Origin of the sequence: Acinetobacter pittii, from assembly GCF_022449185.1 — a bacterium.
Taxonomy (GTDB): Bacteria; Pseudomonadota; Gammaproteobacteria; order Pseudomonadales; family Moraxellaceae; genus Acinetobacter; species Acinetobacter pittii_I.
Genome location: NZ_JAKUKO010000001.1, coordinates 82,912 through 96,442, shown reverse-complemented (window position 1 = coordinate 96,442; position 13,531 = coordinate 82,912). Strand labels below are relative to the sequence as shown.

At 38.9% G+C, this 13,531-nt stretch carries 11 protein-coding genes; 1 reads left to right on the top strand and 10 read right to left on the bottom strand.

Annotation, left to right across the window (positions count from 1 at the left end):
* Positions 1 to 25: 25 nt before the first annotated feature.
* From gyrA to xerA, 4 genes are all read right to left on the bottom strand, one after another.
* Positions 26 to 2,740, bottom strand: coding sequence for a DNA gyrase subunit A (gene gyrA, locus MKX14_RS00400; RefSeq protein ID WP_086376987.1), 2,715 nt, complete (start codon positions 2,738 to 2,740; stop codon positions 26 to 28).
* A gap of 365 nt (positions 2,741 to 3,105) precedes the next feature.
* Positions 3,106 to 4,038 (bottom strand): electron transfer flavoprotein subunit alpha/FixB family protein, encoded by a 933-nt coding sequence (locus tag MKX14_RS00395; protein WP_002118921.1) that lies wholly within the window; start codon positions 4,036 to 4,038, stop codon positions 3,106 to 3,108.
* 17 nt (positions 4,039 to 4,055) lie between these two features.
* Positions 4,056 to 4,805, bottom strand: coding sequence for an electron transfer flavoprotein subunit beta/FixA family protein (etfB, locus tag MKX14_RS00390; RefSeq protein ID WP_002118903.1), 750 nt, complete (start codon positions 4,803 to 4,805; stop codon positions 4,056 to 4,058).
* Between the two features lie 461 nt (positions 4,806 to 5,266).
* Positions 5,267 to 6,154 carry a site-specific tyrosine recombinase/integron integrase gene (xerA, locus tag MKX14_RS00385; RefSeq protein ID WP_133481139.1) on the bottom strand — a complete coding sequence of 296 codons (888 nt, stop codon included), beginning with the start codon at positions 6,152 to 6,154 and terminating at the stop codon, positions 5,267 to 5,269.
* A 164-nt stretch (positions 6,155 to 6,318) separates the two neighbouring features.
* Here xerA and yrhP point away from each other — a divergent pair, with 164 nt between their 5' ends.
* A complete protein-coding gene (gene yrhP, locus MKX14_RS00380; protein WP_046813164.1) occupies positions 6,319 to 6,942 on the top strand; it encodes a LysE family translocator in 624 nt (207 codons plus the stop codon).
* 43 nt (positions 6,943 to 6,985) lie between these two features.
* Here the strand turns inward: yrhP and MKX14_RS00375 are convergent, their stop codons facing one another.
* The 6 genes from MKX14_RS00375 to MKX14_RS00350 all read right to left on the bottom strand — a co-directional run bounded on the left by MKX14_RS00375 (position 6,986) and on the right by MKX14_RS00350 (position 13,390).
* Complete coding sequence (locus tag MKX14_RS00375; protein ID WP_080947823.1) at positions 6,986 to 7,591, bottom strand: alpha/beta fold hydrolase; 606 nt, start codon at positions 7,589 to 7,591, stop codon at positions 6,986 to 6,988.
* Between the two features lie 101 nt (positions 7,592 to 7,692).
* Positions 7,693 to 8,538, bottom strand: coding sequence for a diaminopimelate epimerase (gene dapF / locus MKX14_RS00370; protein WP_002118553.1), 846 nt, complete (start codon positions 8,536 to 8,538; stop codon positions 7,693 to 7,695).
* Positions 8,539 to 8,543: 5 nt separating this feature from the next.
* The gene (lysA, locus tag MKX14_RS00365) at positions 8,544 to 9,794 is read right to left on the bottom strand and encodes a diaminopimelate decarboxylase (protein ID WP_240281497.1); all 1,251 of its coding nucleotides are present in this window, start codon (positions 9,792 to 9,794) and stop codon (positions 8,544 to 8,546) included.
* Positions 9,795 to 9,816: 22 nt separating this feature from the next.
* Entirely contained in the window at positions 9,817 to 10,038 is a 222-nt protein-coding gene (gene lptM / locus MKX14_RS00360) for an LPS translocon maturation chaperone LptM (RefSeq protein ID WP_016140224.1), read from the bottom strand.
* Positions 10,039 to 10,178: 140 nt separating this feature from the next.
* The gene (locus MKX14_RS00355; protein ID WP_240281496.1) at positions 10,179 to 11,585 is read right to left on the bottom strand and encodes an amino acid permease; all 1,407 of its coding nucleotides are present in this window, start codon (positions 11,583 to 11,585) and stop codon (positions 10,179 to 10,181) included.
* Between the two features lie 311 nt (positions 11,586 to 11,896).
* The gene (locus tag MKX14_RS00350; RefSeq protein ID WP_108011524.1) at positions 11,897 to 13,390 is read right to left on the bottom strand and encodes an alanine/glycine:cation symporter family protein; all 1,494 of its coding nucleotides are present in this window, start codon (positions 13,388 to 13,390) and stop codon (positions 11,897 to 11,899) included.
* Between the last annotated feature and the right edge of the window lie 141 nt (positions 13,391 to 13,531).

The window sequence follows — 13,531 nt, the reverse complement described above, 5'->3', positions numbered from 1 at the left end:
GCTTCCTTTTTTATTTAAGTTTTACTTAGTCTTCAGAAGCATCTTCATTATTTGATACAGCTTCTTCGCTATCAGTTTCAGTAGTATCTACTTCGCCTTCGAGAAACTCTTCTTCATCTTCGACAGCCTCAATAGACACAACGCCTACTAGAGTTTCCTCTTCGCTTAAGCGAATTAGACGTACACCTTGTGCATTACGACCAGTCATTGCAACTTCTGCTGCACGAGTACGAACTAATGTACCGCCATCAGAAATAAGTAACAATTCTTTGGTTTCATCAATAGACACTGCACCAACAAGCTCACCGTTACGTTCGCTTGTCTTAATCGCAATGACACCCTTACCGCCACGTTTCTTGGTCGGGAAGTCATTTACTGGAGTACGCTTACCGTAACCATTGGCACTTGCACACAGTACTTCACCTGTTTCAGGTACAACTACAAGCGATACGATACGGCTTACTAAATTTGAATCTGCTGAATCGTCATTGTCATCTGATTCATCATTTTCAACATCTGCATCTTCTTCACTTAAAGTACTGCTTGCAAAGCTCACGCGCATACCACGAACACCTTTCGCAGTACGACCCATTGCACGTACGTCAGTCTCGGCAAAACGGATTGCCTTACCTTCGTTCGAGAACAACATGATTTGCTGATTACCATCAGTAATCGCAACACCAATTAAGGTATCTTCTTCATTGAGTTCAATTGCGCGTAAACCATTTGAACGGATATTAGCGAATTGCTCTAAATCAACACGTTTAACCGTACCTGATGCTGTCGCCATAAATACGTAATGGTTTTCTGGGAACTCAGTCAACGGCAAGATAGCTGTTACTGTTTCATTCGCATCTAAAGGTAACAAGTTCACAATCGGACGACCTTTGGCACCACGTGATGCTTGAGGCACTTCAAACACACGAAGACGATATACTTTACCTACGTTGGTAAAGCACAGCACAGTCGCATGGTTTGAAGCTACAATGAGATGTTGAATAAAGTCATCATCTTTCATTGAAGTTGCAGACTTACCACGTCCACCACGGCGCTGAGCCTGGTAGTCTGAAAGTGGTTGAGTTTTTGCGTAACCTGTTTGTGAAACTGTTAATACAACTTGCTCTTCAGGAATTAAATCTTCACGGCTAAAATCAATACGTGATTCAATAATTTCAGTGCGACGTCCATCACCATACTGTTGTAGTACTAGTGCTAACTCTTCGCGAATTACAGCCATCAATAAATTGAAATCATTCAAAATCGCAGTAAGTTCAGCGATTTGACCTAAGATCTCAGTATATTCTGCATGTAATTTGTCTTGTTCAAGACCAGTTAAACGATGTAAACGTAATTCTAAAATTGCGCCTACTTGTGTTGGTGATAAACGGTAAATTGAATCGGTTAGACCAAATGGACGATTTGGATCTTCACCTTCGATTTCATCTGGACGAACAGAAATTGCGCCAGCTTTTTCAAGCAATGAAACGACACCACCACCTGCCCACTCACCTGCAAGTAAACGCTCACGCGCTTCAGCAGGGTTAGCAGAAGTTTTAATAGTCTCGATAATTTCATCGATATTGGCTAAAGCAACGGTTAACCCTTCTAAGATATGACCACGTTCACGTGCTTTACGCAGTTCGAACATAGTACGGCGTGTCACAACTTCTTGGCGGTGACGGATAAATGCCGCAATAATATCTTTCAAATTCATCAATTTTGGTTGTCCGTTATCAAGACAAACCATGTTGATGCTGAATGAGTTCTCAAGCTGGGTATTTAAGAATAAGTTATTTACAACGACTTCCGCGTTTTCACCACGCTTTAAGTCAATTGCAATACGCATACCTTCTTTGTCAGACTCATCACGAAGTTCTGAAATACCTTCAAGTTTTTTCTCTTTCACTAACTCGGCAATACGTTCAATAACTCTTGCTTTGTTTACTTGATATGGAATTTCAGTAAAGACAATCGTTGTACGGCCTGTCTTTTCATCTTCTTCGAAATGGTACTTACCACGAATATGTAAGCGGCCCTTACCTGTACGGTAAGCATCAACAATACCTGATTTACCGTAAATAATACCGCCTGTAGGGAAGTCAGGACCAGTAATATATTCCATCAATCCTTCAATCGAGATATTTGGATTGTCAGCATAGGCTAAGCACGCATTTACAACTTCTGTCATGTTATGCGGTGCCATGTTGGTTGCCATACCTACGGCAATACCAGCAGCACCATTAATTAACAGGTTAGGAACACGTGTCGGAAGTACTTCAGGAATACGCTCAGATCCGTCGTAGTTATCTTCCCAGTCAACCGTGTCTTTTTCTAGATCTGCAAGAAGCTCATGTGCAAGCTTGGTCATACGGACTTCGGTATAACGCATTGCAGCTGCGCTATCACCATCAATCGAACCGAAGTTACCCTGACCATCTACCAATAAATAACGTAAGCTAAAGTCCTGAGCCATACGTACAATGGTTTCATAAACAGCTGAGTCACCATGAGGGTGATATTTACCGATTACGTCCCCAACAACACGCGCAGATTTCTTGTAGGCTTTGTTATAGTCATTGCCCAATTCGTGCATGGCATAAAGCACACGACGGTGAACAGGTTTAAGACCGTCTCTCACATCCGGCAATGCACGAGATACGATTACACTCATCGCGTAATCTAAATATGAATGCTTGAGTTCGTCCTCAATGGCAATCGGTCGGATTTCCGATACGCTCATGCATACTCCTTCTTACAGATAGAAATTTCCATCTGCTTATATGTCTTGATCTTGCAAAAAATTTAGTTCCGGAAACTGAACTAAAATCGAAAAAAATATAGCTGTATACTATAGCATAAAAGCACTGTGTAATGTGCGGAATCTACACCGCCAATCTGGTGATATTTGTATAATTTAATTGCATATTATTCTTATCATATCGCTATAACGAGCACGTTCTATTCTTAATAAAACTATGTGATTTTTATTCTATAAAAATCAAACCTCAAATGAGATAAAAGTTTCAGTTATACATTTCAGGACACTATCCATAATAAAAAACCCCTAGTAAAAACTAAGGGTTTTTTAGCTTTAATCGGTAAAGATTAAAGTTTAGATACCAATTCTGGTACTACAGTGTTCAAATCACCAACTAACCAGTAGTCAGCAACACTGTTGATTGGCGCTTCTTCGTCTTTGTTGATTGCAACAATAACTTTAGAATCTTTCATACCAGCTAAATGCTGGATCGCACCAGAAATACCTACAGCAACATAAAGCTCAGGCGCAACGATTTTACCAGTTTGACCAACTTGGAAATCGTTAGGTACAAAGCCCGCATCAACTGCTGCACGTGAAGCACCTTGTGCTGCACCAAGCTTGTCAGCTAATGGATCAAGTACTTTATGGTAGTTCTCACCAGAACCTACACCACGACCACCAGAAACTACGATGCGAGCCGCAGTTAATTCTGGACGATCAAGCTTAACGATTTCTTCAGATACGAAGTGAGAAATACCCGCATCTTTTACTTCGCCAACTGTTTCAACAGCAGCTGAACCGCCTTCCGCAGCAACTGGATCAAAAGCTGTACCACGAACAGTACCAACAATGATTGCTTCGTCAGATTGAACAGTTGCAATCGCGTTACCTGCATAGATAGGACGCTTGAATGTGTTCGCAGATTCAACAGAAATGATATCTGTAATCATGCTTACATCAAGAAGAGCAGCAACACGTGGAAGAATGTTCTTACCAGTCGTTGTAGAAGCAGCTAAAACGTATTTGTAACCTTTAGCCAAGTCAGCAACTAAGCCAGCTACGTTTTCAGCTAATTGGTTTGCGTAAGCAGCGTTGTCAGCAAGTAAAACTTTGCTTACACCAGCAACTTTAGCAGCCGCATCAGCAACTGCTTGAGCACCAGAACCAGCAACTAATACAGTAATATCACCACCGATTTTTTGTGCTGCAGCAACAACGTTTAAAGTAGCACCGTTAAGTACTTGGTTGTTGTGGTCAGCGATAACTAAAATACTCATGATTTTATCCTTCCGTATTAGATCACTTTCGCTTCATTTTTCAATTTTTCAACAAGCTCATCTACAGATTTCACTTGTACGCCAGCTTTACGTTCTGCTGGAGCTTCAACTTTAACAGTTTTAAGCTTAGTACCAGCTGTAACGCCATAATCCGCAGGAGATTTAGTATCAAGTGGCTTCTTACGAGCTTTCATGATGTTAGGCAATGCTGCATAACGTGGCTCGTTCAAACGCAAGTCAGTCGTGATGATTGCAGGAAGTGTAAGTTCAACAGTTTGTAAACCACCGTCAACTTCACGAGTCACTTGTACTTTACCGCCATCAACTTTCACTTCAGAAGCGAATGTACCTTGACCAGCACCTAATAATGCACCAAGCATTTGACCTACTTGGTTAGAGTCATCATCAATTGCTTGTTTACCAAGAAGGATAAGTTCTGGTTTTTCAGCTTCAACAACACCTTTCAAAATTTTAGCAACTTCTAAAGCGCCAATTTCATCAGTAGTTTCAACCAAAATACCACGGTCTGCGCCTAGAGCCATTGCAGAACGGATTTGTTCTTGAGCTTCTTTAGGACCAACAGAAACAACAACGATTTCTGATACTGTTCCTTTTTCTTTTAAGCGAACCGCTTCTTCCACTGCGATTTCACAAAATGGGTTAATTGACATTTTTACGTTGGTAAGGTCAACCCCACTATTGTCCGGCTTAACACGAACTTTAACGTTGGCATCAACCACGCGTTTTACAGCAACAAGAGCCTTCATGTAATCCTCGGCTGTTCTAGCAAAAGTAAATGTTGAGAAAAGTATATTAACTCTTCAATTAAAATTTTTTAGGTACCCTATCTTGCAATGTGTTTGGCATTTCGGTCAAGTCACAATTTTCTGGAACAGTACAAAAAAAATGAAATCATCAGTTCATAAAAAAATTTTAGACTTCTATGAGGGCCTATTTTATTCTTTTTGAACTCTATTTTATACATTGATTTTTATTATCTTTTTATCTTATTTAGCATATTAGCTAGAAACATAACATTACTTTTAAAAATCTTAAATCTGAGGTTTTTTAGACCCAGTCGTCCACAAAATACTCAAAGATCAAAATTGTCAATTTGGCTGTTTTGACTATTTCTCTTAAACAAATTTGTAAAAAAATACAAATGATCTCTACATTCACTTAAAACTTCTCAATTTAATAATCTATTTATTGAGCCTATTTTTAAATTTTAGTTTTTATGTGCCCTTGGATGAGCTTGATCATACACTTGTGCCAAATGATCGAAATCAATATGCGTATAAATTTGTGTCGTAGACAAATTACTATGGCCTAGCATTTCTTGTACTGAACGCAAATCACCGCTACTCGATAGCATATGGCTAGCAAAACAATGTCTAAGTAAATGCGGATGTAAATCGACATTTACACCTGCTCGTTGTGCTTGAAGCTTCACTCGTTTTTCAATTTGCCTTGGAGTGAGCGCTCCTCCTCGCAAGGAAATAAAGACAGAATCGTTTTGATCGAAATGTCCTTTCCAAATTTTGTAAACTTTCAACCAATTCAATAGGCTTTCTTTTGCTTTTTTCCCAAATGGTACTATACGGGTTTTATTTCCTTTACCTGTAATACGAACAAGTTGGCGATTAAAATCTACATCTTTAACTGTTAACCCCTGCAATTCAGCCAAACGTAAACCACTTGAGTAAAGTAACTCGAGCATCGCTTTATCTCTTAACCACAATTGCTGATCAACCAGTTTTTCTGGCATAGGTTGATCCAAAATTTGATTAACCGTTTCTATGTCGATCATGCCAGGCAAAGGTCTAGGTTGGCGTTTTAACTTAAAATCGTCGGTAGGATTAATTTCTAGATATTTACCTTGTTCAGCCCACTTCATAAATTGACGAATTGAGGTGAGATGACGTTGCATGCTACTTGAACTTAACTGGTCCTGTTCGACACGCTGCGCTAAGTACTCTCTTAAATCTGAAGCTTCAATATTTCTCAAATCTAGTTGTTTGTGCTCGCAGAACTCAAGAAAGCTTTTAACATCTCGTTCATAAGCAGTAATCGTGTGCTCAGATTGATTCTGTATTTTTCTTTCTTTTAACCACATTGAGAGCAGTTGTAATGCAAAATCCAAATTGCTCTCCATTTATTTGCTCATTTTTTTAGTGTACCAAAAACTAAGTGATCATGAAAATTTGGTACCGCACAACCTAATGCTGATCTAATTTATATATTACAATTTAAACCAAGTATTCATTGGACCTTGCTGCCATGACCACCATACTCATCCCTTATTTAATTGCCATTACATTACTTACACTTACCCCAGGTTTAGATACGACTTTAATTATTCGTACAGCAACACTTGAAGGTAAATCGAAAGCGTTTCAAGCAGCTGTCGGCATTAGCCTTGGCTGTATTGTATGGGGAATTGTGGTTGCCTGTGGTCTAGGTGCTTTGCTCATGGCATCTGATCTCGCTTTTAATATTCTAAAAGGGATGGGAGCAGCTTATCTAGCATGGTTAGGTTTAAATATGATTTTAAAACCACGTAGCCAACTTTCAGATATTCAAGAGAATAGTTCAAATACCTCTCCTTCACAAAATTGGTTTATTAAGGGTTTTTTGGGTAATTTACTTAATCCCAAAGTTGGTATTTTTTATATTTCATTTCTTCCACAGTTTATTCCACCACAAGCATCGGCAGTTACTTGGGTGATGGGACTGGTAATGATTCATGTGGTGATTGGAATGCTATGGTCAACTTTATTAATTTTGGCTATGCAGCCACTGTCACGTTATCTTAAGCAACCCAAATTTGTGAAATATATGGATCGGATTACTGGCAGTATTTTTGTGTTGTTTGCTTTGAAATTAGCTTTGAGTAAAAAGTAAATTTTAAAAAGCGTGCTAACACATAGCACGCTTTTTAAAAGACTTACCTCATCTTTTTTAAATAATCTTTAATTTTTGCGGCCACTTCATCGGCATTTTTTTCTGCTAATTGATGGTCGCCATTTTTCACAACATATAACGTCGAATTTTCAAATTTTTGATTTAAATATTGACCCACCTGAACGGGGCTCACTGGATCGTTATCGCCCCAGATTAATAAAGTTTCAATGTTTATATCTAATAAAAACTCTTCGTAGTTAACATTGGTAGTAATAAACCAATCAGGATATTTTAAAAATGCTTGGCGGTATGCTTCACGCCAGTCTTGAACATTAAATCGTTTAAGGTTGATTCCACCTGAAGTTGCAATCAAAACCAGCCCTTTCACCAGCTGAGGTTTTTGCAACGTTGCCGCAACAGCAAAAATGCCACCCATAGATTGCGCGACAATTACAGATTCTTCATTAATTTGATCAAGAACATAGTTAGTTAATTCTTCAAAATTTTTAACCTGAGGAGATTCTGGTATATCTCCAAAACCGGGGTAACCAATAATTTTCGTCTGGTAATGCTGAGGTAATTTTTCAATTAAGGGATGCCAAAATGTCGTACTGCCTGATGCGCCGGGTAAGAAAATTAAATTATTCATATTTTTATAAAGTAATAAAATTAAAAATTTATTGTACATATAAAAGAAAACCTCTTTTATCATTTTAGATAATAAAAGAGGCTTCTATTTAGGTCATGCGATTAACCTTGGAAATAACGTAAATCCAAACGCCCATCATATACATGAGTTGTTGGACCCGTCATCCAAACCACATCACCCTCTTGCCATTCAATTTGTAACTTACCACCAGCAAGCTCAACTTCAACTGAGTTCGCAAGTAAGCCACGGCGCATACCACTTACCGCAGCAGCACAAGCACCTGTACCACATGCAAGTGTTTCACCTACGCCACGTTCAAATACACGTAAGCGAACATGTTTTTCATCAATTACTTGCATAAAGCCAGCATTAACACGCTCAGGGAAACGTTTATGTGATTCAACTTGTGGGCCAATACCTGCTACATCAGCAGTTAGTACGTCTGGAACAATAGTGACAGCATGAGGATTGCCCATATTGACCACATCAATATTAATGTTCTGGTCGTTAGCTAACTCAAGTGTATATAAAGCTTCTGGTTGTTCAGCAATGAATGGAATTTCATTCGGCAAGAACTTCGGGTAGCCCATATTGACGCGAACCCAACCATTTTGCCCCAATTCAGGTTTTACAATACCTGCTTTGGTTTGGACAGTAATACTTGTTTTGGTTGTTAAATGGCGCTCATGTACAAAACGAGCAAAACAGCGTACACCATTACCACATTGTTCAACTTCAGAACCATCTGCATTAAAAATACGATATTTAAAATCTGCTTCCGGTAAATCAGGTGGTTCAACAATTAAAAGCTGATCAAAACCGATGCCAAAATGACGATCGGCTAAGCGTTGAATTGTTTCTGTATCCAAATAAGCACGTTGGCTGATCAGATCAACCACCATGAAGTCGTTGCCTAGGCCATGCATTTTAGTAAATTCTAACAACATTTCATTTACTCCTCAGGCAATAAGCGTTCATTTTCCCAAAGGGATTCAACCGTTTCACGCTCACGAATCAAATGGGCCTTATCGCCTGACACCATCACTTCCGCGGCACGTCCACGTGTATTGTAATTTGAACTCATTACAAAACCATAAGCGCCAGCGCCGAGAACAGCTAACAAGTCATTTTCTTTTAAAGCCAATGAACGATCTTTACCAATGAAGTCACCTGTTTCACAGATTGCTCCAACGAGATCCCAAGTTTTTTCTTCAGTATCTGAACTTGACACTACAGGTTGTATATCCATCCAAGCTTCATATAATGCAGGGCGAATTAAATCATTCATTGCTGCATCAATAATGGCAAAGTTACGGTGGCTCGTTGGCTTGAGCAAATCAACTTTTGTTAAAAGCACACCTGCATTTGCACTAATGCTACGACCCGGTTCCATATAAACCTTGAGACCTAACTTTTCTAAAGCAGGTTTCATTGAGTTGGCATATTCTTCAACACTTGGTGGTGTTTCATCTTTATAACAAACACCCAAACCGCCACCGATATCAATGTGTTTAAGAATAATACCAAGTTTTTTCAATTCTTCGATCATCAACATGACACGATCTAAAGCGTCAACAAACGGTTTAGTTTCAGTGAGCTGTGAACCAATGTGACAATCAATACCTACAATTTCAAGATTAGGTAAAGAAGCGGCGTATTGATAAGTTTCATAAACGGTATCACTTGGAATACCAAATTTATTTTCTTTTAAACCTGTTGAAATATAAGGATGCGTTTTTGCATCGACGTCTGGATTTACACGTAAAGAAATCGGCGCTTTTTTGCCTAGACGAGCTGCAACTTTTTGAAGACGATCTAGTTCTGCATAAGACTCAACGTTAAAACAAGCAATACCCACATTTAACGATGTTTCGATATCGGCTTCGGTTTTACCTAAACCAGAAAAAACAACTTTAGATGCATCTCCACCCGCTTTTAAAACGCGTGCAAGTTCACCACCTGATACGATATCAAAACCAGCACCAAGTTTTGCCAAGACATTAAGAACAGCTATATTTGAGTTAGATTTCACCGCAAAACAGATTTGATGATCAATAAAATCAAAAGCACGGTCCATATCTAAGTAATGTTTTTCAAAAGCTGCTTTTGAATAAACATACAAAGGTGTGCCAAATTGCTGCGCAAGCTGCTCCATAGAACATTGCTCTGCGTGCAATACTCCATTAATGCGAGTGAAACTCATGAATGTGTCCTTATTTCAAAGCTTAAGGTGAAGTTGTTTGGGTTGGGGCTGATGCTTCAACTGACTGTTCAGCTTGTTCATCCTGTTGCACAACTTGTTTCTGTTCTTTATTACGATAGAGCAAGTATTTCGCACGTTTGTCATAATTCGGATCAGAAGGTAGCTGTAATGCTCCTGACTGACCACAAGCGCTAAGCAAAATACTGCTGCTCAATAAACTGATGAGGCAAATGACACGACGCATCTGAGCACCTGATTTAAACAATTCGATGCAGTATACCGTGATCATGCAGGCGGCTAAAGAGTAAACTTAAAGAGAAAAACAATATGCATAAAAAACGCCAGCTTTTCAGCTGGCGTTTGATCATAACTAAATAAATTTAATTACTTTTTATGACGCGGTTTATAGAAGAAGAAATAACCAATGATCAAGATAATAAACCAAATTGGGCTGACTTTCAGCGCTTTGAACGTATCCGGTTCTAAAGACAGCACATAAATCATGCCAATAAAGAAAATAATCGTGATCCAACATGTAAATAGACCGCCCGGTAATTTAAATGTTGATTTTGCATGTAGCTCAGGGCGCGTAGTGTAATAACGGATATAACTCCAGATAATGAGTAACCACACGCAAATGAACAAAATCGTTGAAAGCGTCGTTGCAAGCGTAAATGCCTCAACTGTATTTGGAACAAAATACTGTAATGCCGCACCTAACAATAAACACGCAGCAGAGAAATACAATGCATTTGCCGGTACCGCACGTCTGTTCAATTTACCAAAAGCTTTTGGACCCTGATCTTCACGAGATAAACCAAATAACATACGGCTTGTTGAGAAGACACCACTGTTCATTGATGACATCACTGATGACAATACCACCAAGTTCATCAAGATCGCTGCTGCTGCCACACCAGCTTGGCTGAACAAGTTTACAAATGGACTGATCGCTGGATCAATTTTATTCCAAGGTGTTACAGACATCACAATCAACAATGCCAATACATAGAAAATAATGATACGGATTGGAATTGAGTTAATTGCTTTTGGTAAGTTACGTGCTGGGTCTTTGGTTTCGGCAGCCGTTGTTCCCACAAGTTCCACACCAACAAAAGCAAAGATTGCAATCTGGAAGCCTGCCAAGAAACCATGTACACCTGTTGGGAAGAAACCACCGTTAGCCCAAAGATGAGTAAATGATGCAACTTCACCTGTACTTGAGGTAAAGCCTGTAAAGATCATCCATAGGCCAACAGCGATTAAAATAATAATCGCAAGAATCTTAATGAGCGCAAACCAGAACTCTAACTCACCAAACAAGCGAACTGTTAACAGGTTTAAACCCATAATAAATACAATCGCGGCAACACTGATCATTGCCCCTTCGACAGGCGAGAAAGGTAGACCATTATTGAAGAACTGCAAGTAGTAGATAATTGCAGAAAGGTCAGCGATACCTATCGTGATCCAACATAACCAGTATGTCCATCCAACAAAGTAACCCGCCCATGGACCGATTAAATCTGTTGTGAAATCAATAAATGATTTATAGGCAAGATTTGAAAGAAGTAATTCGCCAAGCGCACGCATGACAAAAAAAACCATCGTACCAATAATCAGATAAATGAATAAGATCGATGGTCCAGCAAGACTAATTGTTTTACCTGATCCCATAAATAATCCGGTACCAATTGCACCACCAATCGCAATCAACTGTAAATGTCGATTAGAAAGACTTCGATGGAGCTCACCTTGTTCATGAGATTCACTCAGATTTTGATTCGACATTTTATGAACGCACTCCAGTAATTTTTTTAGTCAGTTAGCTAAACGCAAATCAAAAAGACGATATCGCACCATTTGCAGGCATCTTTTAAATGTATATTTTTTGACAACTTTTCAACTAACCAATTTTTGTCTGTATTGCTGATGATTTCAAGCTACATACAATTATTGGCGATAATACGCACAAGCCTATTGCAATACAACGGACTCTTAAGTCAACTTTTGTCTAATAACTTCAAACGCTCTATACAAATAAAAAAAGTAGCCTTACGGCTACTTTTTTTGAGAGATATTATTGGAAAAGTAAATTAAATTTATTTCTGCTTATTTTTTAATCTCTCCTCCCAGAAAGTCGCATTTTTAATTCCTAATTTAACAGGATCAAATGTGTACTCTGTTACTCCAGCTTTTTGCTGTGTTTCATAATCTTTTAGTGCTTTAATTGTTGGCTTCCATACAAAATATGTCACGATAATACCAACGATATTAATCCACGCCATTAAGCCCACACCGATATCACCAATTCCCCATATATAACCAGTTGCACTTAGTACCCCATAAGACACAGATAGAATAATAAAGCACTTGGTCACAAATAATAATGATGGAGATTTAGTAATGTAGCTTAGATAAGTAATGTTAGTTTCAGCAATATAGTAATATGCAACAATTGTTGTAAAAGCGAAGAAGAACACAGCTAAAGCAACAAAGATTTGCCCAAAATCACCAAACATTGTGCTAACTGCCATCTGTGTAAATGCAGGGGAACCGATTTCAACAGTCGCTCCCACATGTTGCACAATAAATTGACCAGCTTCTAAAGTTCCTTGGACATTGTATTTGCCAGTAATTAAAATCATGAAAGCTGTTGCAGAACATACAAATAAGGTATCAACATAAACTGAAAATGCCTGCACAAAACCTTGTTGAGCTGGGTGCTGTACTTCGGCTGCTGATGCTGCATGAGGACCTGTTCCTTGCCCTGCTTCATTTGAGTAAACACCACGTTTTACTCCCCAACCGATCGCTGCACCGAGACCCGCCATAGGAGAAAAAGCATCTTCAAAGATTAATTTAACGACTCCTGGTAACTCTTGAATATTCGCAATTACAATCACTACAGCCATTAGAATATATCCAGCAGCCATAAAAGGAACAACAAACTCAGCAAATCGCGCAATACGTTTGATTCCGCCAAAAATAATGATGGCAAGTAAACCAACAATCACCACAAGCGCAACAAGTTTAAATAAACCAATATCACCAAAAATAATTGTTCCTTCACCAGTAATCTGGGTAAATGCCTTCCCTACGGCATTTGCTTGAATGCCAGGTAAAAATAAACCGCAAGAAACAATCGCCGCGATAGCAAATACAATCCCTAACCAGCGCTGACCTAAACCTCTATCAAAATAAAAAGCTGGCCCACCGCGATATTGTCCTTGGTACTCAACTTTATAGATTTGTCCTAGAGTTGACTCTACATATGCAGTACCTGCCCCTAAAAAGGCAACTAACCACATCCAAAAGACAGCACCGGGCCCACCAAAGCCAATTGCTGCCGCTACACCCGCAATATTACCTACACCTACTCGTCCCGATAATGAAACAGCTAAGGCTTGAAATGATGAAATCCCCTGTTCTGAAGAAGTACCTTTTATTAGTAGTCTGGCCATTTCCTTCATTTGACGTACTTGAACAAATCTTGTCAAAATAGAAAAAAATAAACCCGCGCCTAAGCACAGGTAAATAAGTCCCTTACTCCAAATTATGCTATTTACCCAATCAACAATTTCTGCTGCACTCATACATTTCAACCTTTTGTATTTAAAAATACAATACTCATATTATTTTGTTCGTTTTTTACTTCAGCAATATCCATGCCATCTCTATAATAAACAGTTAGATACATACATCAGTAAAAACACCTTCCTTGGGGATAGATTAGA

What these genes read in the sequence shown, in the direction of transcription:
- gyrA (WP_086376987.1), bottom strand. Translation starts at nt 2,740, where the DNA reads ATGAGCGTATCGGAAATCCGACCGATTGCCATTGAGGACGAACTCAAG.
- MKX14_RS00395 (WP_002118921.1), bottom strand. Translation starts at nt 4,038, where the DNA reads ATGAGTATTTTAGTTATCGCTGACCACAACAACCAAGTACTTAACGGT.
- etfB (WP_002118903.1), bottom strand. Translation starts at nt 4,805, where the DNA reads ATGAAGGCTCTTGTTGCTGTAAAACGCGTGGTTGATGCCAACGTTAAA.
- xerA (WP_133481139.1), bottom strand. Translation starts at nt 6,154, where the DNA reads ATGTGGTTAAAAGAAAGAAAAATACAGAATCAATCTGAGCACACGATT.
- yrhP (WP_046813164.1), top strand. Translation starts at nt 6,319, where the DNA reads ATGACCACCATACTCATCCCTTATTTAATTGCCATTACATTACTTACA.
- MKX14_RS00375 (WP_080947823.1), bottom strand. Translation starts at nt 7,591, where the DNA reads ATGAATAATTTAATTTTCTTACCCGGCGCATCAGGCAGTACGACATTT.
- dapF (WP_002118553.1), bottom strand. Translation starts at nt 8,538, where the DNA reads ATGTTGTTAGAATTTACTAAAATGCATGGCCTAGGCAACGACTTCATG.
- lysA (WP_240281497.1), bottom strand. Translation starts at nt 9,794, where the DNA reads ATGAGTTTCACTCGCATTAATGGAGTATTGCACGCAGAGCAATGTTCT.
- lptM (WP_016140224.1), bottom strand. Translation starts at nt 10,038, where the DNA reads ATGCGTCGTGTCATTTGCCTCATCAGTTTATTGAGCAGCAGTATTTTG.
- MKX14_RS00355 (WP_240281496.1), bottom strand. Translation starts at nt 11,585, where the DNA reads ATGTCGAATCAAAATCTGAGTGAATCTCATGAACAAGGTGAGCTCCAT.
- MKX14_RS00350 (WP_108011524.1), bottom strand. Translation starts at nt 13,390, where the DNA reads ATGAGTGCAGCAGAAATTGTTGATTGGGTAAATAGCATAATTTGGAGT.